At 57.2% G+C, this 20,775-nt stretch carries 22 protein-coding genes; 15 read left to right on the forward strand and 7 right to left on the reverse strand.

The genetic code is table 11. The features are described 5' to 3' along the window. Window positions 1-14: 14 nt before the first annotated feature. Entirely contained in the window at window positions 15-1,604 is a 1,590-nt protein-coding gene (locus AC4ANE_RS14110) for an ABC-F family ATPase (protein ID WP_002553692.1), read from the reverse strand. Between the two features lie 397 nt (window positions 1,605-2,001). Continuing rightward, window positions 2,002-2,850, reverse strand: a complete 849-nt coding sequence (locus AC4ANE_RS14115) for an LPS biosynthesis protein (RefSeq protein ID WP_002553693.1) — start codon at window positions 2,848-2,850, stop codon at window positions 2,002-2,004. Window positions 2,851-3,708: 858 nt separating this feature from the next. On the opposite strand from AC4ANE_RS14115, the gene AC4ANE_RS14120 reads away from it, so the two are divergent. The 14 genes from AC4ANE_RS14120 to AC4ANE_RS14185 all read left to right on the forward strand — a co-directional run bounded on the left by AC4ANE_RS14120 (window position 3,709) and on the right by AC4ANE_RS14185 (window position 15,974). Continuing rightward, the gene (locus AC4ANE_RS14120; RefSeq protein WP_002553694.1) at window positions 3,709-4,410 is read left to right on the forward strand and encodes a DUF3053 domain-containing protein; all 702 of its coding nucleotides are present in this window, start codon (window positions 3,709-3,711) and stop codon (window positions 4,408-4,410) included. A 96-nt stretch (window positions 4,411-4,506) separates the two neighbouring features. Continuing rightward, the gene (locus tag AC4ANE_RS14125) at window positions 4,507-5,073 is read left to right on the forward strand and encodes a GNAT family N-acetyltransferase (RefSeq protein ID WP_161938528.1); all 567 of its coding nucleotides are present in this window, start codon (window positions 4,507-4,509) and stop codon (window positions 5,071-5,073) included. A 117-nt stretch (window positions 5,074-5,190) separates the two neighbouring features. Beyond that, complete coding sequence (locus tag AC4ANE_RS14130) at window positions 5,191-5,616, forward strand: DUF3830 family protein (protein WP_002553696.1); 426 nt, start codon at window positions 5,191-5,193, stop codon at window positions 5,614-5,616. Window positions 5,617-5,731: 115 nt separating this feature from the next. Beyond that, complete coding sequence (locus AC4ANE_RS14135; RefSeq protein ID WP_002553697.1) at window positions 5,732-6,175, forward strand: hemerythrin domain-containing protein; 444 nt, start codon at window positions 5,732-5,734, stop codon at window positions 6,173-6,175. A 49-nt stretch (window positions 6,176-6,224) separates the two neighbouring features. Beyond that, complete coding sequence (locus tag AC4ANE_RS14140; protein WP_002553698.1) at window positions 6,225-6,584, forward strand: hypothetical protein; 360 nt, start codon at window positions 6,225-6,227, stop codon at window positions 6,582-6,584. A 347-nt stretch (window positions 6,585-6,931) separates the two neighbouring features. Then, window positions 6,932-7,783, forward strand: a complete 852-nt coding sequence (locus AC4ANE_RS14145) for a transporter substrate-binding protein (RefSeq protein ID WP_002553699.1) — start codon at window positions 6,932-6,934, stop codon at window positions 7,781-7,783. A gap of 63 nt (window positions 7,784-7,846) precedes the next feature. Next, entirely contained in the window at window positions 7,847-8,509 is a 663-nt protein-coding gene (locus tag AC4ANE_RS14150; protein ID WP_002553700.1) for an amino acid ABC transporter permease, read from the forward strand. Between the two features lie 9 nt (window positions 8,510-8,518). Continuing rightward, window positions 8,519-9,181, forward strand: a complete 663-nt coding sequence (locus AC4ANE_RS14155; protein WP_002553701.1) for an amino acid ABC transporter permease — start codon at window positions 8,519-8,521, stop codon at window positions 9,179-9,181. Beyond that, a complete protein-coding gene (locus AC4ANE_RS14160) occupies window positions 9,178-9,969 on the forward strand; it encodes an amino acid ABC transporter ATP-binding protein (RefSeq protein WP_002553702.1) in 792 nt (263 codons plus the stop codon). Before AC4ANE_RS14155 ends, AC4ANE_RS14160 begins: the two co-directional genes overlap by 4 nt. A gap of 40 nt (window positions 9,970-10,009) precedes the next feature. Beyond that, a complete protein-coding gene (locus AC4ANE_RS14165) occupies window positions 10,010-10,396 on the forward strand; it encodes a RidA family protein (RefSeq protein WP_002553703.1) in 387 nt (128 codons plus the stop codon). Between the two features lie 59 nt (window positions 10,397-10,455). Beyond that, window positions 10,456-11,220 (forward strand): IclR family transcriptional regulator, encoded by a 765-nt coding sequence (locus AC4ANE_RS14170; RefSeq protein ID WP_002553704.1) that lies wholly within the window; start codon window positions 10,456-10,458, stop codon window positions 11,218-11,220. 31 nt (window positions 11,221-11,251) lie between these two features. Next, on the forward strand, window positions 11,252-12,457 hold the full coding sequence (locus tag AC4ANE_RS14175; RefSeq protein ID WP_002553705.1) for an amino acid deaminase: 1,206 nt from the start codon (window positions 11,252-11,254) through the stop codon (window positions 12,455-12,457). Window positions 12,458-12,485: 28 nt separating this feature from the next. Then, window positions 12,486-13,352, forward strand: coding sequence for a sugar kinase (locus tag AC4ANE_RS14180; RefSeq protein WP_460408365.1), 867 nt, complete (start codon window positions 12,486-12,488; stop codon window positions 13,350-13,352). A gap of 129 nt (window positions 13,353-13,481) precedes the next feature. Continuing rightward, a complete protein-coding gene (locus AC4ANE_RS14185) occupies window positions 13,482-15,974 on the forward strand; it encodes a UvrD-helicase domain-containing protein (protein WP_002553707.1) in 2,493 nt (830 codons plus the stop codon). A 10-nt stretch (window positions 15,975-15,984) separates the two neighbouring features. On the opposite strand, the gene AC4ANE_RS14190 is transcribed toward AC4ANE_RS14185, so the two are convergent. Next, a complete protein-coding gene (locus tag AC4ANE_RS14190) occupies window positions 15,985-16,251 on the reverse strand; it encodes a DUF1652 domain-containing protein (RefSeq protein WP_002553708.1) in 267 nt (88 codons plus the stop codon). Between the two features lie 388 nt (window positions 16,252-16,639). On the opposite strand from AC4ANE_RS14190, the gene AC4ANE_RS14195 reads away from it, so the two are divergent. Further along, window positions 16,640-17,719 carry a polyamine ABC transporter substrate-binding protein gene (locus AC4ANE_RS14195; protein ID WP_002553709.1) on the forward strand — a complete coding sequence of 360 codons (1,080 nt, stop codon included), beginning with the start codon at window positions 16,640-16,642 and terminating at the stop codon, window positions 17,717-17,719. Window positions 17,720-17,738: 19 nt separating this feature from the next. On the opposite strand, the gene AC4ANE_RS14200 is transcribed toward AC4ANE_RS14195, so the two are convergent. Genes AC4ANE_RS14200 through AC4ANE_RS14215 form a run of 4 tightly spaced genes read right to left on the reverse strand, consistent with a single transcriptional unit; the run spans window position 17,739 to window position 20,621 of the window. After that, window positions 17,739-18,452 carry an ABC transporter ATP-binding protein gene (locus tag AC4ANE_RS14200; protein WP_002553710.1) on the reverse strand — a complete coding sequence of 238 codons (714 nt, stop codon included), beginning with the start codon at window positions 18,450-18,452 and terminating at the stop codon, window positions 17,739-17,741. Beyond that, on the reverse strand, window positions 18,453-19,304 hold the full coding sequence (locus AC4ANE_RS14205) for an ABC transporter permease (protein ID WP_031594790.1): 852 nt from the start codon (window positions 19,302-19,304) through the stop codon (window positions 18,453-18,455). Continuing rightward, a complete protein-coding gene (locus tag AC4ANE_RS14210) occupies window positions 19,301-20,311 on the reverse strand; it encodes an aliphatic sulfonate ABC transporter substrate-binding protein (protein ID WP_002553712.1) in 1,011 nt (336 codons plus the stop codon). Before AC4ANE_RS14210 ends, AC4ANE_RS14205 begins: the two co-directional genes overlap by 4 nt. Further along, complete coding sequence (locus AC4ANE_RS14215; protein ID WP_154618438.1) at window positions 20,226-20,621, reverse strand: hypothetical protein; 396 nt, start codon at window positions 20,619-20,621, stop codon at window positions 20,226-20,228. The genes AC4ANE_RS14210 and AC4ANE_RS14215 overlap by 86 nt, the downstream gene beginning before the upstream one ends. Window positions 20,622-20,775 lie beyond the last annotated feature (154 nt).

Below are 20,775 nucleotides of genomic sequence, written 5' to 3' on the forward strand. Positions count from 1 at the left end.
GCAGCCTGACAGGCTTAGAACGAAACGCCCTGGCTGCGCAGGTAGTCGTCGTAGGTACCGCTGAAGTCGATCACGCCGCTTGGGCTGAGTTCGATGATGCGGGTTGCCAGCGAGGACACGAACTCGCGGTCGTGGCTGACGAAAATCAGGGTGCCCGGGTAGTTTTCCAGCGCAAGGTTCAGCGCTTCGATGGATTCCATGTCCAGGTGGTTGGTCGGTTCGTCCATCACCAGCACGTTCGGTTTTTGCAGGATCAGCTTGCCGAACAGCATGCGGCCCTGTTCACCACCGGAAATCACTTTGACCGACTTGAGGATCTCGTCATTGGAGAACAGCATGCGGCCCAGAGTGCCACGTACCATTTGCTCGCCGCCTTGCGTCCACTGGCCCATCCAGTCGAAGAGGGTAGATTCGTCTTCAAAATCGTGAGCGTGGTCCTGAGCGTAGTAACCGATTTCCGCTGCTTCGGTCCACTTGACCGTGCCTGCATCGGGTTGCAACTCGTTGACCAGGGTGCGTAGCAGGGTGGTCTTGCCGATGCCGTTCGGACCGATGATTGCAACACGTTCGCCGGCTTCGACCTGGAAGCTGAAGTCCTTGAACAGTGTCTTGCCATCGAAGCCTTTGGCCATGCGATCGACAATGACCGCCTGACGGTGCAGCTTTTTGGTTTGTTCGAAACGAATGAACGGGCTGACACGGCTGGACGGCTTGACCTCGGCCAGCTGGATCTTGTCGATCGCCTTGGCTCGGGACGTGGCCTGCTTGGCTTTCGATGCGTTGGCCGAAAAGCGGCTGACGAACGATTGCAGCTCGGAGATCTGTGCCTTCTTCTTGGCGTTGTCGGACAGCAATTGCTCGCGGGACTGGGTCGCGACGGTCATGTACTCGTCATAGTTGCCCGGGAACAGGCGCAACTCGCCGTAATCCAGGTCGGCCATGTGCGTGCACACGCTGTTCAGGAAGTGACGGTCGTGGGAGATGATGATCATCAGGCTGTTGCGCTGGGTGAGGATGTTTTCCAGCCAGCGAATGGTGTTGATGTCCAGGTGGTTGGTTGGTTCGTCGAGCAGCAGCACTTCCGGATCGGAGAACAGTGCCTGCGCGAGCAGAACGCGCAGCTTCCAGCCGGGCGACACTTCGCTCATCGGGCCGTTGTGCTGCTCGATGCCGATACCCAGGCCCAGCAGCAGTTCGCCGGCACGGGACTCGGCGGTGTAGCCGTCCATTTCCGCAAACTCGGTTTCCAGCTCGGCCACGGCCATGCCGTCGTCTTCGCTCATTTCCGGCAGCGAGTAGATGCGGTCGCGCTCGGCCTTGACCTTCCACAGCTCTTCATGGCCCATGATCACGGTGTCGAGTACCGTGAATTCTTCGTAGGCGAACTGATCCTGGCGCAGCTTACCCAGTCGTACGTTCGGCTCCAGCATCACCTGACCGCCCGAAGGCTCGAGGTCGCCACCGAGGATTTTCATGAAGGTGGACTTGCCGCAGCCGTTCGCGCCAATCAGGCCATAACGGTTACCGGCGCCAAACTTGACCGAGACATTCTCGAACAAGGGTTTGGGGCCGAACTGCATCGTGATGTTAGCTGTGGAGATCAATTACTTTACCTATCAATAACTTGGGCAATAACTGGGGAGCGCTGGTGTCAGCGGTGTCGTGTTCGAGACACGACCGGAGCTGTTCAGCCTGCTCCGCCTGAGCATGAGCTGATCCAACAGGCATACGTCTACAGCAACGGCAGCCTGCCATGGCCGCGTTGCCGGGATATGAATGTGGGGGTTCATCCCAGACATTGGCGCGCATTGTCGCATAGGTCAGGCGGCAGTGACATGGTGGACAGTGCCGGATTGCCGAGTTGTCTGCGTTGCGGTTCGCTCAGGTGCCTGTCGGTTAGCATTGCTCAAGGCGTTTGCGCAGGGCAGAGGCAGGTGCGATTTCAAAGGAAGTCGCAGAAGAAATAGACAGGGTCGTCAAGTTGACTGATCGGGAGGTCGTTTACGTTCGGCTGGCGTTGTAATGGGCAACGCTCACTTTAAGTCGGGCCTCATCAATGCTCAACTTGGGAATGACTTCATCCGGAACTCGCGAGCTGTCGGATAAATTGAACACTTGAAAATCATCCCCGACTACATGCTTCGACATAAGTTCCAGTGACGGGAGAATTCTTGATTCGTAGTGCTGGTCCAGTCCACAAGGCGAGCACACGTCTGTCGACGATTCATAGAACCGGCCTGCAGACTGATTCATATCGAAGCCCACGAGAAAGACGCTATCAAAACCAAGGTGATAAGACAATTGCAAGGCGAGATACATGACCGTGCGAGCGTCGAAAAACCCCAATTCCAGGTTTTTGCTGAAGCCGATATCCCTGCTTCTATGACTCCATAAAGACACTTTTCTGACCAGTGCGTCGTCTCGTGAGCAGAGCGCCGCAACCGTGGATAACCTCGGTGATTTCTTCAGCGCATAGGCGCGCCCGGAAGGCCTGGGAATGCCGGAGCTGAACTGGTCTTCCCAGAGGCCGACATTCTCGCTCTCGCGCATTGCCGCAGCGAACAGCTCGGGCTGCTGATTGGGAAAGTCCCGGTCAGTACACACGTAGAACAATGGTTTGATGTTCGTTTCTGCAAACATCGAGAACGCCCCGTTCATGGTAATCATGGGGACGTCCGAAAAATCTTGAATCGGGAAGTTTCGGGCAGATTGACCTGAGCCAATCAGAAGAACCGGGCCTTTTCTGGTGCCTCTGCATTTGCCGAAATCAAGTACGCGGGTAGGCTTCGGAGTGTGGTCTTCAGCCGATTTGCGAAGATAAGCAGTCGCATTGATGGATTGACTAGTCATGACTACCCTGTAAGCACTAGTGGCAAATTAGTTGGGACATTTTGCGCGCAATACTACTGGCTGGTGGCCATTAGTTCAACATAAAAGAGTTTCAAAAGCGTATCATACTGGAAACATCACGCCACAGATTGATGACTAATTTTTGAGAATTTGCCATTCCTTTACAATGTTCTCGGATGTAAGACATGGCGCGCGGCATTGTTTAATGTTAATTGGCTAGTATCAAACTAGTGGTTAATGCTCCTGCCGCTAGATGCACTTAACGCAACAATACTGTGTATGCACACAGTCTTGGCGCTGTGCGGGGGAAGGAAGGCGGGAGAGGGTGAGGCTGCAAGGCCCGGCTATTACCGGGCCTCCTTGTTGTGGCGAATTTATTGATAGCTAATCGGATTTCCGTTCCTGCCGCTTCCTCCTGCACCAGCTCCCCAGCGCGTGGAAAGGGTGAATGAACATCGCAATCGCTCCGAGCAGAAAGACGATGGAGACAAGGATCAGGCCCAGGCCCTCGTGTGCAAACATAGTGATTGACTCCTGTTGTTCACTTTGTCGGTCCGCTGAAGACTAGCCGCTGAAACGCTTCACCTCATGAAGAAATTTTAATGAACTTTCCTGGCGGGGGCCGCGAGGCGAGCTTTTGCCTGGCTAGTGCTGTCGCGGCGAAGCTATGAAGTACTCGCGTTTGTTGACTCAAATAGCTGAGAAGGAGCGGATTTTCCGTGAGCCGGTCTGGGGACGGGACTTCTCAAAATTCACCCGTCGCGGAACTAGATGAGGTGATGACGAGACTATAAGCACGCTCGCGTTCATCGGGCCGTGTCTATGAGCGCGCATTCTCATCACCCGGAGGTTCCTGACATGAAGTCCCTTTTCCGTCCAGTCTTGCTGCTGGCTGTTGCTTTACCCCTGTTGCTGACTGGCTGCGGGGATAAGGAGCCCGAACAACGCACTGCGTTCACTCAGTTCCTGCAAACCCGAATTATCGACAAGCCAGGTGTGCACGTTCCCAAACTGACGGACGATGAAAAGAAAGACTTTGGTGACTACAGCTCGCACTATGCCGTTATTTCCGACTTCGGCGCGGGCATGGACACTGCAGTGCAGCCTCTCGCTGGCTTGATGCAGAAAGGATCCTTTCGCTCGGTAAGCGATGTCATTCAACGTCGCGCAGACCTGGCTGCCGTGCAGACAGGTCTGGATGAAGTCGGCGAGAAGTTGACCATCGAGCAGGGCAAGGCCGATGCGGCACATGCCAAACTCAAGCAGCCCGATGACTTGAAAGTCGTTTATGACAAGGCTTATGACCGGACTGTGAGCGTGCCCGCCAACACGTTCCGTGAAGTCTTGCCGCAAATAAAGGGCACGTTTTCGAGCGGCCTCAAGGTTGCCGATTATGTGGGCGCGCACAAATCGCAAATCGATATCTCCGGTTCGGCGATAACCGTCAAGGACCCGGTCGTACAGGCTGAACTCAACAAATTGCTGCAAGAGCTGAACGAGCAGGGCAAAAACGCTCAGCAGGCTCAGGCTCGCCTGCAATCGCTCATGACCGGTCGCTGAGACTGATCTGGCGGCTTGCCCCGGCCTTGTTGCCGGGCCAGGCCGTGTGTCGGGTATGATTCGCGTGTCTGTTTGCCTGACCCGGGGCCTGCCTGTTTGATAATCAAACCTCTCTTATCGACGATTGCCCTGCGTGAAGCAGTGCCCGCTGACGCTATATGCCTGAGCGCGCTGGGCATGCAGGTCTTTCTCGACACCTACGCAACGCAGGGCATCCGTGAGTCCATCGCACGCGAAGCCCTCGACGCGTTCTCCCCGCAGGCGTTTGCGCATCTGCTTGGCAAACCGGAAACGCTCATTATCGTGGCTGAATCTCTAGGGCATCTGATCGGCTTCGCTCAGGTTACGCTGTGCGTCGATCACCCGATGCTTGGCATATCGACGGCTGCCGAGTTGCAACGCCTCTATGTGCAGGAACGTTTCACTGGATGTGGAGCAGGGCGACTGCTACTCGAAGCCGCCGAGCAGCGCGCTACGGCCAGAAAGGCGGCGTTGATGTGGGCGACTGTCTGGGTTGGCAACCCGCGCGCGTTGGGGTTTTACCCGCGGCAGGGTCATGAAGTGAAAGGTTCGCCACGTTATGAGTTTCAGGGCGAAACGCATGAGAATAGGCTATTCGCCAAACTGCTCGGCGGGTCAAATCTGACGCGGAATTCTGTTTGATCAACGATTGCAGATGTGTGTCCCTGTGAGCGCAGCGGAACTCCGTGACGCCTCACAAGACTCGCGTTTATCCTTGCGCATCATTCTGAGCATTGTTGCCTTCAAGGAGTCGTTGCAGTGACCACCATCAAAATTACCGCGGGCGGATACGAGTTTCTGGCCGAAGCCAATCCGGATGCGCCGCAAACGGTGGAAGCGTTTCTCAAGCTGCTGCCTTATCGGCAGAAATTCATCCATGTGCGCTGGAGTGGCGAAGGCTGCTGGGTGCCGCTGGATGATTATCAACTGAAGCTGAATGACACGTTGATCGGTTTCGAGAACGCAACGAGTCATCCTTCTGTGGGCGACATTCTGTTTTATCCGGGTGGTTACAGCGAAACCGAGATTATCCTGGCGTACGGTTCGTGCTGTTTCGCCAGCAAGATGGGGCAACTGGCCGGCAATCACTTTCTGACCATCACTCAAGGCAAGGAAAACCTGCGCAAACTGGGCGTCAAGACGCTTTGGGAAGGCGCTCAGGATGTGGTTTTCGAGCTGGCCTGAGCCTGCGGTTATTGCGCAGTAGTCATTTGCCAGCATTTCTCGGAACTGCTGATCTTCGCCAGGGGTCTAGTCCACAATGCTTCCAGCTCCCGGAAGCCGACCTGGAGACAAGACCTTGAATATCTTTGAAGCATTGCGTGAAAGCCATGATCGTCAGCGCGGTTACGCTGACGCACTGATCCAGACCAGCGGCGACAGTGTCGAACGGGAAAAAGCCTACAAACAGCTCAAGGATGAGCTTCAGGCTCACGAGACAGCCGAAGAGCGGTTTTTCTACATTCCCCTGATGGCCCACGACAACGGCGTGGACCTCAGTCGCCATGCCATTTCCGAGCATCATGAAATGGACGAGATGATGGAAGAGCTCGATGAAACCGAGATGTCGAGCCCGGCCTGGCTGGCGACTGCGAAAAAGCTGTCGGAAAAAGTGCATCACCACTTGAAGGAAGAAGAGCAGAAGTTCTTTCAGATGGCGGGCAAGTTACTTGATGAAAAGCAGAAACAGAGCCTGGCTGGCGAATACGTGAAGGAATACGAAGAGCAATTGGCTGAGGGGTAATAGGCCCGTGCAGTGCTAGAATCGGCTTTTTCATTAGCGAAGGCACGACATGAAGCTTCTGTTTTTGACGAGCGCAACGGTGATTGCGGCAACGGTTCTGGCCGGGTGCGCAGCGCCTTCAAACTCAGCACGTGCGGCAGGGCCATTCAAGGTCCTGTCGAGTGCCAAACAGGATGCCGCCGTTGCCCAGTGCATTCAGGTGACCTGGCAGAACGAAGCGATGTTTGGCACATCTTCAGATGTGTTCCTGCATGATCTTTCCGGTGGCGGCTTCACCGTGTTCACTACCGAATCCAGGTATTTCGCAGACGTACACGCCAAAGGTCCTGCCACTGCTGTCGAGTTCTACGCCCCGCAGGGCGATACCCAGTCCGCCTTGCGATCTGCTGCGATTGCTACCTGCCTCTGACTGAATCTCTTGCCAATGCTCCCGCATTGGCAAGTAGTTCGTGGCGCTTTGCCCCCCTATCATCACTGCGGCGCGACCATTGCGCCTGCACCAGTACTGCGTACTCGACAGCGCGCGCGCACAAGAGTGGGGCCTTACCACTCAAACGTGACAAATGGTAGCGATGCCCTCAAGCCGTAATATCACCCAGCCATCAACTCCTTCATCTCCAGCCTTTTGATTTGCCTCGACATTTTTATGCGGTGTTTTTCGCAGGCCTCGTATGGCACACTTTCTGCTGTCTATTCCGTTGTTACATACCATTGTCCGCTATAGCGGAATAAAAATACTTCGGCGGAGTCTATGTCATGCATCGCGGACCTTCTTTTGTGAAAGCTTGTGCATTTGTCCTTGCAGCCTCATTCACGCTGGCCAACGCGGCTCAGGCCGCCGAAGGCAGCAAGCTGGATGCAGTATTGAAACGTGGCAATCTGGTGGTGGGTACAGGCAGTACCAATGCCCCGTGGCATTTTCAGGGAGCGGACGGCAAGTTGCAGGGTTTCGATATCGACATCGGCAGGATCATCGCCAAGGGCCTGTTCAATGACCCGAGCAAGGTCGAGTTCGTGGTGCAGTCCTCGGATGCGCGAATTCCCAACCTGCTGACCGACAAGGTCGACATCAGTTGCCAGTTCATCACCGTTACCGCCAGTCGTGCACAGCAGGTGGCGTTCACCTTGCCGTACTACCGCGAAGGCGTAGCGTTGTTGCTGCCTGCCAACAGCAAATACAAGGAAATAGATGACCTTAAAGCCGCGGGCGACGGAGTGACGGTTGCCGTGCTGCAGAACGTATATGCCGAAGAGCTGGTGCATCAGGCGCTGCCCAAAGCCAAGGTCGATCAGTACGACAGCGTCGACCTGATGTACCAGGCGATCAACTCGGGCCGCGCCGACACGGCCGCCACCGACCAGTCTTCAGTGAAGTATCTGATGGTTCAGAACCCTGGCCGCTACCGCTCGCCGGCTTTTGCCTGGAGCCCGCAAACCTACGCTTGTGCCGTCAAACGTGGCGATCAGGACTGGTTGAACTTCGTCAACACCGCCTTGCATGAAGCCATGACCGGTGTCGAGTTCCCGGCTTACGCCGCCTCGTTCAAGCAATGGTTCGGTGTCGATCTGCCTGTGCCTGCAATCGGTTTCCCGATGGAATACAAATAAGTCCACTCTGACCTTCAAGGGCAGGGCAGGCCTTCGGGCTTTCCCTGCCAGGTACGGGCAAGCATGAATTATCAATTGAATTTTGATGCCGTATGGCGTGACTTCCCCAGCTTGCTGGCGGGCTTGGGCCTGGGGCTGGAACTGGCCCTGATCTCGATCGCCATCGGCTGTGTGATCGGGTTGGCAAATGCATTTGCGCTGCTGTCACGTTACAAGGCACTGCGCATTGTCGCGTCGATCTACGTCACCGTGGTGCGCAACACGCCCATTCTGGTGTTGATCCTGCTGATCTACTTCGCCTTGCCCGGGCTGGGCATTCGTCTGGACAAGCTGGCGTCGTTCATTGTCACGCTGTCGCTGTACGCTGGCGCCTATCTGACCGAAGTTTTCCGTGCCGGTTTGCTGAGCATCCACAAAGGTCAGCGCGAAGCAGGGTTGGCCATCGGTCTGGGCGAGTGGCAGGTGAGGGCATACATCATCGTGCCGGTGATGTTGCGCAACGTGTTGCCAGCGCTATCCAACAATTTCATTTCGCTGTTCAAGGACACCTCGCTGGCAGCCGCCATTGCGGTGCCGGAGCTGACCTATTACGCGCGCAAGATCAATGTCGAAAGCTACCGTGTGATCGAAACCTGGCTGGTGACCACTGCACTCTACGTAGTGGCCTGCTATGTGATCGCCATGCTCTTGCGCACCCTCGAACAACGTCTGGCGATTCGCCGCTAGGAGGCTGTCATGTATCAACCCCCTGGCTGGTTGCAGGAATTGTGGACCGCGAGAGAAGTGCTCTGGTCCGGCTTTTTGACCAGTATCCAGTGCTCGGCGCTGGCGATTGCTGCGGGCACGTTGATCGGCATGCTGGCCGGTCTGGTGCTGACCTACGGCGGATTCTTCGCACGGTTGCCGATCCGACTCTATGTGGATCTGATACGCGGTACGCCGGTGTTCGTGCTGGTACTGGCAGTCTTTTATATGGTGCCAGCACTGGGCTGGCAAATCAGCGCGTTTCAAGCTGGCGCAATAGGCCTGACGTTGTTCTGCGGCTCTCACGTATCGGAAATCGTGCGCGGTGCCCTGCAGGCCATTCCCGCTGGCCAGCTGGAGGCTGGCAAGGCGATCGGGCTGCGTTTCAATCAGTCGCTGCGCTATGTGTTGTTGCCGCAGGCCATGCGCCAGATCCTGCCGACGTGGGTCAATTCCTCGACCGAGATCGTCAAGGCTTCGACACTGCTTTCAGTCATCGGTGTGGCTGAACTGTTGTTGAGCACTCAGCAGGTGATTGCGCGCACGTTCATGACCCTGGAGTTCTACCTGTTTGCAGGTTTTCTGTTCTTTCTCATTAATTACGCCATCGAGCTTCTTGGGCGGCAAATCGAAAAACGGGTGGTATTGCCATGACACAGACTCATACCGCAACCCCCGGCCCGGCGCTGCTCAGCATCGAAGGCCTGCACAAGTCCTATGGCGCAGTGGAAGTGCTCAAGGGGGTCGATCTGCGTATGCAGAAAGGCAACGTTGTTACCCTGATCGGTTCCAGTGGCTCGGGCAAGACCACCTTGCTGCGCTGCGTCAATCTGCTGGAAGAGTTTCAGGGCGGTCATATCCGGCTCGAGGGGCAGGATATCGGTTACAGCGACGTAGACGGCAAGCGCACCCGTCATCCGGAGCGGGTTATTGCACAGCACCGGGCAATGACTGGCATGGCATTTCAGCAATTCAACCTGTTTCCGCACCTCAGCGCTCTGCAGAACGTGACCCTGGGCCTGCTCAAGGTCAAGAAGATGCCCAAGGATCAGGCCATTGCCCTGGCGGAAAAGTGGCTGGACCGGGTCGGGCTGCTGGAGCGCCGCAATCACTTCCCCGGCCAGTTGTCCGGTGGTCAGCAGCAGCGGGTCGCAATTGCCCGTGCCATTGCCATGAATCCCAGCCTGATGTTGTTCGATGAAGTCACTTCTGCGCTCGACCCTGAGTTGGTCGGCGAAGTGCTGAGCGTTATCAAGGACCTGGCCGAAGACGGCATGACCATGCTGCTGGTGACTCACGAAATGCGTTTCGCCTATGAGGTTTCAGACCAGATTGTATTCATGAATCAGGGGCGCATCGAGGAGCAGGGGCCACCCAAGACACTGTTCGAACAACCGAAATCGACGCGCTTGAGCGAGTTTCTCAAGAACATCCGTTTTTAACGTTTCACGACGTCCAATGCTTCAAGACAAGGAAAAACTCATGACTATTACCCGTTATGGCGCAGGCAGCACCGCAGGGGGCGGCCAGCCACGTCCATTCGCCCGAGCAGTCGAGGCCGACGGCTGGTTGCACGTTTCTGGCCAGGTGCCTGCGCAGGATGGCGAGATTATCGTCGGCGGTATCGTCGAGCAGACCCACCAGACCATGCGTAACCTGATCGCGATCCTCGACGAAGCCGGTTATGCGCTCGAAGACGTAGTACGTGTCGGTGTGTGGCTGGAAGACCCACGGGACTTCTGGAGTTTCAACAAGGTGTTCGGTGAATACTTCAGCCCCGAGCATGCACCGGCGCGCGCTTGCGTGCAGGCCAGCATGATGGTCGACTGCAAGGTTGAAATCGACTGTATTGCTTATAGGCGCAAGTAGCAGCTTCAAGCCAGAAGCCTCGGGTTATCTGGCTTACAGCTCTACTTAAGGAATGAGCCATGACTGAAGACACAATCAAGCGCCGGGCACGTGGACTGGACCGGGCGTTCGATATTCTGGATTTCCTCAAGGAAAAGGCCAGACCCATGCGTCCCAACGAAATTGCCAGCGGAATCGGCAGCCCCAAATCGACGGTTTACGAGCTGGTGGCGTCGCTGCTGGAGCGGCGTATTCTGGAGACGGTCAGCAAGGACGGGCATGTCTACCTTGGCCGTCAGTTGTACTTTCTCGGTCAGGCGCATTTGCGCCACTTCGATTTCACTCGCGAGGCGGAAGTCTGCCTGGGCGAGATCGTCAGCCAGACGCGAGAAACCGCGCAGATGTGCCTGCTCAATGGCCGGAAATACACCGTTGCGCTGATGAAAGAGGGTGAGCGGCATTTCAGGATTTCCTCGGACATCGGTGAAAACGCGCCCATCCCGTGGACCGCTTCCGGGCGTCTGCTGCTCAGCCACCTCAGCGATCAGCAGATCATCGACCTGATTGATCCCGACGATTTCATCCTCCCGGGTGGCGAGCGTCTGCCGCTGGAAACCTTTTTGCGGGAGATCCGTAAGGCAGGCGAAGAGGGTTTCTTCTCCTTCGATAGCGTGGCCGACACCTTCACGCACTGTTTCGCCGCGCCGGTGAAAAACGAGCACGGTCAGTGCATCGCAACCCTGTGCATTGTCGCGCCGCGTGCCGATGCCAAGACCCATTACGACGACTATCGGCGGGTGCTGATCGACAGCGCCAACGGCCTGGCTCGTCGAATCAACGAATAACTGCAGGAGATTACTGATGAGCATCGCTGTCATGGACACCGCCGTCATGGACAAGGGCACTGCACAGCCGGGCGACAGCCTGGTCACTGATGTCAGCCTGCCTGCACTGGTCATCCATCGTCAGGCGCTGGATCACAATATTCGCTGGATGCAACGTTTTGTCACTGACAGCGGTGCAGAGCTTGCACCGCATGGCAAGACCAGCATGGTGCCAGCGCTGTTTCGGCGACAGCTGGACGCGGGCGCATGGGGCATGACCCTCGCCACGGCGGTCCAGACCCAGGCCGCTTATGCGCATGGCGTACGGCGGGTGTTAATGGCCAATCAGCTGGTCGGCGCGCCGAACATGGCGGTGATTGCCGATCTGTTGGCTGACCCGATGTTCGAGTTTCACTGCATGGTCGATCACCCAGACAATGTCGCTGCACTGGGCCAGTTTTTCGCGGCACGCGGCCTGCGCCTGAACGTGATGATCGAATATGGCGTACCCGGTGGACGCTGCGGCTGTCGTAGCGAAGAGCAGGTCTTGGCCCTGGCGGATGCTGTTCAGGCGCAACCGGCGCTGGCGTTGACGGGTATCGAGGGTTACGAAGGCGTCATCCACGGCGACCATGCCATCGATGGCATCAAGGCTTTTGCGGCGTCGCTGGTGCGCCTGGCTGTCGACCTGCAGGACAAGGGCGCATTCGCTTTGGATCGCCCGATTGTCACTGCATCCGGCTCGGCGTGGTACGACCTGATCGCTGAAGCATTCGATGCCCGGGCCGTTCGCGAACGGTTCCTCAGCGTGCTGCGCCCCGGCAGTTATGTGGTGCATGACCACGGCATCTACAAGGACGCGCAGTGCTGCGTGCTGGACCGACGTGCCGAGCTGAGCGAAGCGCTGCGCCCTGCGCTGGAGGTTTGGGCGCATGTGCAGTCCATGCCGGAGCCGGGTTTTGCGGTGATCGCCATGGGCAAGCGCGACGTTGCCTACGATGCCGGCTTGCCCAACCCGCTGCTGCGTTACAAGGCGGGTGTGCAGCCTGCATCAGGCGACGACGTCAGTGCCTGCAAAGTGACCGCTGTGATGGATCAGCACGCTTTCATGACAGTCGCGCCCGGATGCGAGTTGAAGGTTGGCGACATCATTTCCTTCGGTACCTCACACCCGTGTCTGACCTTCGACAAGTGGCGTTCAGGTTGTCTGGTGGATAATGACATGCGAGTGATCGAGCCTTTCAGCACGTATTTCTAATTCCGGTATTGGCGGGAGTAATCGTCTCATGAGCCTTCCACGGGTCGCCCTGATCGGCGGTGACACGCTCAATACGGCGGTTTACCTTGCCCGATTGTTGGGTGAGCGGGCCAAGGTGGATTACGTCACGGCGCTGGGTGACGACAGCTTCAGCGATGCAATGTGCCGGATCTGGGCCGATGAGGGCATTGGTCTGGGCAAGGTGCAACGCCTGCCGGGGCGTTTGCCCGGGCTCTACTGCATTCAGACCGATGCCAATGGCGAGCGTCGTTTCCTCTACTGGCGCAACGAAGCCGCCGTGCGGGACTGTTTCATGACGCCTGCGGCCGAGCCGATCCTCGCGGCGCTGGCCAGCTACGACGTGCTGTATTTCAGTGGTATCACCCTGGCGGTACTTGGCGAGCAAGGCCGCGCCCGATTGCTGGAAGCACTGGACCGTGCTCGTCAACGTGGGGTCAGGGTTGCCTTCGACAATAACTATCGGCCTCGGCTGTGGGCCAGCGTGGAGCAGGCTCGCGAGGCCTATCAGGCATGCCTGCAGCATGTGGATCTGGCGTTGCTCACAGAAGACGATGAGCAGGCGCTCTATGGTTATGCCGACAGTGAGCAATTACTGGCGGCCTATCGAGGTCGCGGCATCGGTGAGATCGTCGTCAAGCGCGGCGCGCAAAGTTGTCTTGTGGAAGCCGGCGGCGAGCGTTTCGACATTGCGTCGCAAAAGGTCGAGCGTGTCGTCGATACCACGGCAGCAGGGGACTCGTTCAGCGCTGCCTATCTGGCCGCCCGGCTCATGGGGGAACACCCGCGACAGGCTGCCGAAGCAGGTCATCGTCTGGCCAGTGTGGTGATTCAACACCCGGGTGCGCTGGTACCAAAATCGGTCATGCCAGTCTGATGGCACCTGCGACGGAACATGCAGTTGATCGGCTAACGCACTGACAGACAAGCATTTCGCTGGAACCTGCGCGCAAATCCGGCCACCATAGGCGACCTTTTTGCCTGCAAGCCATCCACCGGAGTCTGCGTGCCTGACGACCTTCCTTCTGCGCTTCCTCATGACCTGGATGTCGATCTCATGCCGCCTCGGCAACTGCCGTTCTTCAGGCGTCTGTTATCGCGCCTGATGGGCCGCGGCCTTACAGCGTTGGGCTCGCAGCACACGCCGTCGTGGTTCCAGGGCCATGCCGACGGCTATCTGAATGGGCACATAGAGGGCGTGCGCGAGGGTTATGCCGACGGCTACCTGGATGGTGAGGAAGCAGCGCGTCAGGTGCTGGTCATCAACGATACCCGGCCTGTCCGACATCGCGGCCCCAGAGTTGACGACCATCTGTTCGACGACTGGCGGCTGGCGCTCACGCCTGAACTGAAAAAGCGTATCAAGGCCGATGTCGCCGAAAAGCTCCCTGCGCATGCTCAGCCCAGCACGGCGCAGTGGAAGATGATTTTCAGCGATACGCCATCTACCTACGTCATTGCCGGGGCGGGCGCAGGCAAATCCACATCGCTGGTGCTGCGCATTCTGCTGTTGCATCACTACCTGGGCTTTAAACTGAATGCGATGACAGTCGTGACCTTCACCCGTGAGTCGCGCAAGGACTTCATCGGCAAGCTGATCGAGGTGATGGCCTTGTGGGGGCATGTGACGGGGCAGAAACAGGCTCGTGACCTGGTTCGCACCTTTCACTCGCGTATTCTGCCGCTGGTGCGCAGCCTGCCGGGTTTTGAGCAGCTCAGGGCGTTCGAGAACCTGAGCAGCCAGTCATCCGGCCTGGAAGAGGCGGACAGCAATCCTTTCGACCTGCGGATCAACGATGCGCAGCGTCAGCAACTCAATCTCTGCTACCGCGATCTGTACGCCGGCAACGAGCGTTTCCGCGAAGTCATGGCGCCGCTGTATCGCCATGCCTTGCAGCTCAAGGAACTGGATCGCGACCATCCTGACGTGCAGAAGCGTGTCGCGGTGACCGAGCTATCCTCGAAACGGGATGAAGAGTGGTGTGACACCGTCGAGGACTTGTGGATTCGCGCAGGAGCATGGCCTATAAAGGGCATTGAGCCTATGCGCCAAGCTGTTGAAATAAATGGATTTTCCTTTTGTTTTCACGGCTATATCGCTGAGCTTGATGCCTGGGTTGTGCTGGGCCTGGACGCCAGTGAAGACCAGCAACTCAAGCGGCCGGGTGCCAAATTGCCAGTGTGGGCCGAGGGGGTCATAAAGCGCACTCTGTTTCAAGCTTTCTGCAGTAAGCCTTTGATCTGGCTGGATAACTATCAGTCTGCCAACAAGCTATTGCAGTCATTGGCGGGCGACGCGGTTGCCGGGCCCGGATTCGACTATCGGGTCAAGGGTGAGCTCGGTGCTGCGCCGCTACTGGACTGTTTTGTCACCGCCGCCAGCTTCATCGAGAACCTGGGACTGGATGTACCCAATGCCGTGTCCGAGATGAGCTTTGCCAGCGACGACCCGGATCGTTTCTTCTTCGAAGCGCTGAGTCTGTTCTGGAAAGCTTTCGAAACGCACCTGCTGGCTCAGTCGCCTCCGATCATGACCTATAACCGGATGTTTGCGTTGTTCGGTGAAACATCGCCGGAAAACCTCAAACACGTCAGTGACCAGATGCTCAGACCGCTGTCGCATTTGATGATCGACGAGTTCCAGGATGTGTCGCCGCAGATCGTCTCATGGATACGCGCCAGCCTGCGCGAAATCCGGCGTCGTGGTCCTGCTCTGCATACAGGCCGGATCGCTCAGCATTCATCACTGCTGTGTGTCGGCGATGACTGGCAATCGATCTACGGCTGGCGCGGCAGCTCACCCAAGTATTTCATGGAGTTCGCCAGGGAGTTTTCGTCACCGGCGACCACCAGAGTCATGCTCAGTGACAACTTCCGCAGCCATCAGCACATTATCGATGCCGCAGAGCATATTGTCCGGGCAGCTCCGGCGATTGCGGGCAAGAAGGCTCGTGCCAGCGGCATGCCGCAAGAGTTGCTGCCGGTCACGGTGCTGGATCGTGACGAAGACGAACTGGCCGAGCGTGTAGCCGAGCACTACAACGACGGTGACTCGATTCTGCTGCTGTACCGCAAAGGCAGCGAGAAAAGCCGGTTCTCGGAGCGTTTGCAGGCATTGATCGATGCTGATGCGGCGATGGGCGCGCAAGGTCGTCGCATCAGGACGTTGACGTACCACAGTTCCAAAGGCTTGCAGGCGGATGCCGTGTTTTTGTTGGGCGACTGCCAGCATCTGACTGTCTCGCCTTACAAGAATCAGGTTTACCGTTTGGCAGGGCTGGGTGATGCGAGCGATCTTCAGCCCTTTGATACAGCGCAGAAGGATGAAGTCTTGCGCCTGGCTTATGTCGCCATTACTCGTGCGGCGCGGCATTGCTATTGGTATATCGATCAAGGCACCGGCGGCGGGGAAAGTGCCCAGATGCCTAAAGCTTCAGACAGAATTGCCCAGGACAAGCCTTTCTTCGAAGACTTGCGCGGTAAAGTCCGAACAGGCTGAGGCTGTCATCTCAGGAAAAACCGGCGACCTGTTGCTGCGTATGAGTGCCGAACAATTCCAGCTCATCCTCGATGGCTTCGATGATGCGCTCTACATCTGCGGCATTCATCACCGTGGAACACGGAAGGCCGGCGATGGCGACGACTGTCTCACCGCTGGCGCGGTCGAAAAGTCGTGCAATCATGCTGCCGGGAGCATCCATCGAGGCTTCAAAGCCTACCGGATGGAAGTGCCAGCGCATCAGCTGGCACGCATTGGGGAATGTGACTTTGTTCATGACAATGGCCCACCTTAATCAATCGAGCATTTCCCTTGCTCCAATGGGTAGGCAGACAGCCAGAATTCGTCCGGTAAAGCATGATGACGAGAAGATAATCAGCGCAGCGGACTATCGGTCGGTCGGGTTGCTTTCCAGCAGGATCGCTGAGCGGTCTGACGAGTACTGAAAATAGCATTCGCCAGCACCGTTCTGGAAAAATTTTTTATGACGCAGCACAAAAAAATCAATTATATGGCTGTCATCATCGCAAGGTATCAATGGGCACGTTCCATGCATTTGTCATTCACCCCGGAGAAGGCCCCGTAGTGAACTGAATTTGCTTGACGAAGGTGGTTTTCATGCCCGGTCTGGGGCAAGCTATCGTTATTGACCCGAGGAGCTGAAAATGCTGAGAAAATCCCTTGCTGCACTGATGTTGCTGGCCTCGACCAGCCATGCGGCGGAGACGGTCAATATCTACAACTGGACGGATTATATCGCCCCGGACACTCTAAAAAATTTTGAAGCGGCCACCGGTTTCAAGACCTCTTACGAGACTTTCGAAACCAACGAGACGCTGAACACAAAGCTGATTGCTGGCCATTCCGGGTACGACCTGGTCTTTCCGTCCATTCATTTCATGGGTCGACAGATTGAAAACGGCTTGCTCAAGACCCTCGACAAACGGCAGCTCCCCAACTGGAAAAACCTCAACCCGGTTCTGCTCAAGGCACTGGAGGGCAGTGATCCGGGCAACCAGCATGGGTTTCCCTACCTGTGGGGCAGCACCGGAATCGGCTATGACATGGCGAAGGTCAAGGCCATTCTTGGCAAGGACACACCGCTTGACTCATGGGATCTGGTGCTCAAGCCGGAAAACATGAAAAAGCTCGCCCAGTGTGGTGTCGCTTTTCTGGACAGCGCACCGGCGCTGATCCCTATCGCTCTGAACTACCTCGGCCTGCCACCGCACAGCGAGGTGCCGGACGACTACAAAAAGGCCAAGGCGCTGCTGGATGAGGTACGGCCGTATGTGCGCAATTTCAGTTCAGCCGACTATATTGGCGACCTCGCTACGGGCAAGATCTGTGTGGCAGTAGGCTACTCAGGGGATATTTCCCTGGCGCAGGAGCAGGCCCAAAAAGCGGGCAATAACATCACAATCAGCTATGTGGTTCCAAAGGAGGGCGCGCCAATGTGGTTTGACATGATCGCCATCCCGGCTGATGCCCCTGATGTCAAAGGTGCCTACGCGTTCATGAACTACCTGCTGCGCCCGGAAGTGATCGCCAACATTACCAATACGGTGCATTACGCCAACGGTAACGAAAAGGCCGACGCCCTGATCAATCCCGGCCTGTGGACGGATACCACTGTCTATCCAGACGCCGACATGCTGAGCCGCTTGTTCGTGATGTCTCAGGTCCCGGTTAATATCGAGGCGTTGCGCCAGGGACTCTGGAAAGAGCTCAAGGCCGACAAGTAAGGCTGCGAGGCGACCGACGTCAAATGATATGCGCCTGATGCAGCTCGGTCAGTGCCTGAGCTTTCAGTCGAGCCAGTAACGGATCGCGGCGATCCCTTGGTGCTTGCAGCCCGACCGGCAGTTGCTGGGTGATCGTGCCGGGGCGGCTGCCCATCACTAATACCCGGTCGCTCAGGTACAACGCCTCGTCGACATCGTGAGTCACCAGCAACAGGGTGATAGCGTGACGCTCGGCCAATTGCAGCAGCAGGTCCTGAAGCTTCATTCGGGTAAACGCGTCCACTGCGCTGAAAGGCTCATCCAGCAGCAGTACCGTAGGGTGCGAGTACAGGCCGCGAGCAATGGCCACGCGTTGCGCCATGCCTCCGGACAATGCTTTTGGCAAGGCATCGGCGAAACCGGACAGGCCCACTTCTTCGATCAATTGACCGCCCCATCTGCGGTCGTAGCCGGCATCGTCACTGAAGCCGATATTCTGTTCGACGGTCAGCCAGGGCATCAGGCGCGGTTCCTGAAACACAAACGCGACTTCTCCCTCAATGTTGTCCACCGAGCCACGAAAGTCCTGCTCCAGCCCGGCGACAATTCTGAGCAGCGTGCTTTTACCGCAACCGCTTGGCCCCAGCAGGCTGACGATCTCACCTGACTGTAATGACAGATCGATATCCTGCAGTACGGTATTGCCAGCGAATGCTTTGCGGTCTACGCGTATGTTCATCAACGATTCCGGCATCTATCGACCCTCGCGGCTTTGACCGGTGAATGTGTCCCGCCAGGCCAGAAAGCGTTTTTCCAGGCCTGCCAACAGGCCGTCGCTCAACTTGCCCAGTGTCGCCAGAACGATGATGGCCGCCAGCACGATGTCCGGGCGCGAGGTTTCGCGTCCGTCACTGAGCAGGTAGCCCAGGCCTTTGGTGGCCGCGATCAGCTCGGCGGCTACCAGAAACATCCATGACAGGCTCATGCCGCTGCGCAAACCGGTGAACAGGCCGGGCAGGGCGGCGGGCAGAAGAATACGCCGGGTCAGGCGATAGCGGCTGAAGCCATACATCTTGCCGACTTCCACCAGCTTTCGGTCAATGCCCCGAATCGCGGCCACGCCGTTGAGGTAGACCGGAAAAAACGCACCGATGGCGATCAGCACAACCTTGGAGGTCTCGCCAATGCCCAGCCACAGCAGTAGAAGCGGCACCCAGGCCAGGCTGGGGATGGAACGAAGCCCGGCGAACGTCGGCTCCAGATACGCCTCCGCCTCACGACTGAGCCCCACCCACGCAGCAAATACCAAGGCCAGGCTTGCGCCGATCACAAAGCCGCTGAGCACACGCAACAGGCTGGCACTGATGTGTTTCCACAACGCACCATCGGCCAGATCACTTAATGTCAGCACGATCTCGCTGGGGGCTGGCATCTGGTAGGAGGGCAGCCAGCCGATGCGCACGATAATTTCCAGCAAAACAATGATTGCAGCGGGGACTACCAGGCCTTTGAGCGGCGTTTTGTAGCGCTGCCAAAACGTGCGCTGCGCCCTGTCAGGCAAGGCCGCCTGCGCACAGGCAGGCAGGGACTTGTCTGGGCTGGTCATGGCGTTGCGATCACGGCTTTGGAAAACTCTGGCGTGATCAACTGATCGATCACTTGTTCGACGTTTACGCCTTTGCGCACCAGGTCCTCGGACACCAGAATCGGCGCCGCGGCCTTGGACGCTTCCATGTCTTTCGCGCTCAGTTGCGGGTTGCTCAGGTCTGTGCGGGTCAATTGCAGCCTGGCGACTTCCAGCGGCAAACCTGACTCGGTCGCCAGCAGCCTGGCCAGCTCATCAGGATTTTTTACTGCCCATTCCCGAGCCTGCTCATAAGCGCTCAATACTGTTCTGATCGCCTGTGGATGCTCCTTGGCGTAGGTTTCCGTGACGCTCAGTACGCCATAGCTGTTGAAGTCCTTGTTGCGGTAAAGCAGGCGCGAGCCGGACTGTATTTCACTGGCCGCCATGTGCGGGTCAAGCCCTGCCCAGGCATCTACGTCGCCTTTTTCGAGGGCGGTGCGTCCATCGGGATGCTGCAGGTGCAGCAACTCGACATCATCCTTTTTCAGCCCGGCCTTCTGCAGCGCGCGCAAGGTGAACAGATAAGGGTCGGTGCCTTTGGTGGCGGCGATTTTCTTGCCTTTGAGTTCGGCAACCGATTGCAGGGGAGAATCCTTGCGCACCACCAGAGCCGTCCATTCTGCCCGGCTGTAGACATACACCGATTTGATCGGGCTGCCGTTGGCCCGGGCCAGCACCGCAGACAGGCTGGCCGACGAAGCAAAGTCGACGCTGCCACTGTTCAGGTATTCCAGCGAGCGGTTGCTGCCCTGGCTCAACACCCAGGTGACTTTCGCCTCCGGCAGGGCTTTCTCCAGCCAGCCAAAATGCTTGAGCACCAGGCTGACCGGCGAATAATAGGCGTAATCCAGGCGGACTTCGGCAGGCGCGGTTTCAGCGGCCTGTGCTACTCCCTGCAGGCTAATCGCCAATGTGCAGGTCGTTACCATCCAGCGAATCAGGGCTCGCGGCGTTTGCAACCAAAAAGAAATAGGGGGTTGTGGCATAGTGAGCGTCCAGATCGGGGAGGCAAGGGCTGCAAGACTGGTTTGCATATTTCAAAAACAGCAGTCCAGAGAGCATGAAATTCACAAATGGAATATTGCATGCTCTGTGCCAAGGGTCCGGGTGCTTGAACAGCAAGGTATCAGGGCAATTTTCCAGTGTAAGTGATGTTGATCTGGCAGCAAGGTGTTGAACTGTTGTTGCCTGGTAAACAGTAAGGCTCACGGCCTGTTTTTCGACGATTTTCTGACAGTTTTCTGCTTTTCGGGTGATTTTTTTCGCCAGGTTTGCAACAGAATCGTTTTTTGACACTCCTAATCGTCCACATTCTTAATTTCGAAACATGTGAGCACTAAGATTCGCGCGTGATCCATGAGTGTGCGCCCACTGCGCCCTTGTTTGACTGATCCGCAGAAATTCTTGGGGCGAGCTGCATAAGCCTGCGTATTCGCACCAGCCAGATGGC

It is taken from the genome of Pseudomonas sp. Pme6b, from assembly GCF_058129925.1.

Coding starts and splice junctions, on each gene's coding strand:
- AC4ANE_RS14115 (WP_002553693.1), bottom strand. CDS start 2,850: ATGACTAGTCAATCCATCAATGCGACTGCTTATCTTCGCAAATCGGCT.
- AC4ANE_RS14120 (WP_002553694.1), top strand. CDS start 3,709: ATGAAGTCCCTTTTCCGTCCAGTCTTGCTGCTGGCTGTTGCTTTACCC.
- AC4ANE_RS14140 (WP_002553698.1), top strand. CDS start 6,225: ATGAAGCTTCTGTTTTTGACGAGCGCAACGGTGATTGCGGCAACGGTT.
- AC4ANE_RS14145 (WP_002553699.1), top strand. CDS start 6,932: ATGCATCGCGGACCTTCTTTTGTGAAAGCTTGTGCATTTGTCCTTGCA.
- AC4ANE_RS14150 (WP_002553700.1), top strand. CDS start 7,847: ATGAATTATCAATTGAATTTTGATGCCGTATGGCGTGACTTCCCCAGC.
- AC4ANE_RS14155 (WP_002553701.1), top strand. CDS start 8,519: ATGTATCAACCCCCTGGCTGGTTGCAGGAATTGTGGACCGCGAGAGAA.
- AC4ANE_RS14160 (WP_002553702.1), top strand. CDS start 9,178: ATGACACAGACTCATACCGCAACCCCCGGCCCGGCGCTGCTCAGCATC.
- AC4ANE_RS14165 (WP_002553703.1), top strand. CDS start 10,010: ATGACTATTACCCGTTATGGCGCAGGCAGCACCGCAGGGGGCGGCCAG.
- AC4ANE_RS14170 (WP_002553704.1), top strand. CDS start 10,456: ATGACTGAAGACACAATCAAGCGCCGGGCACGTGGACTGGACCGGGCG.
- AC4ANE_RS14175 (WP_002553705.1), top strand. CDS start 11,252: ATGGACACCGCCGTCATGGACAAGGGCACTGCACAGCCGGGCGACAGC.
- AC4ANE_RS14180 (WP_460408365.1), top strand. CDS start 12,486: ATGAGCCTTCCACGGGTCGCCCTGATCGGCGGTGACACGCTCAATACG.
- AC4ANE_RS14190 (WP_002553708.1), bottom strand. CDS start 16,251: ATGAACAAAGTCACATTCCCCAATGCGTGCCAGCTGATGCGCTGGCAC.
- AC4ANE_RS14195 (WP_002553709.1), top strand. CDS start 16,640: ATGCTGAGAAAATCCCTTGCTGCACTGATGTTGCTGGCCTCGACCAGC.
- AC4ANE_RS14200 (WP_002553710.1), bottom strand. CDS start 18,452: ATGCCGGAATCGTTGATGAACATACGCGTAGACCGCAAAGCATTCGCT.
- AC4ANE_RS14205 (WP_031594790.1), bottom strand. CDS start 19,304: ATGACCAGCCCAGACAAGTCCCTGCCTGCCTGTGCGCAGGCGGCCTTG.
- AC4ANE_RS14210 (WP_002553712.1), bottom strand. CDS start 20,311: ATGCCACAACCCCCTATTTCTTTTTGGTTGCAAACGCCGCGAGCCCTG.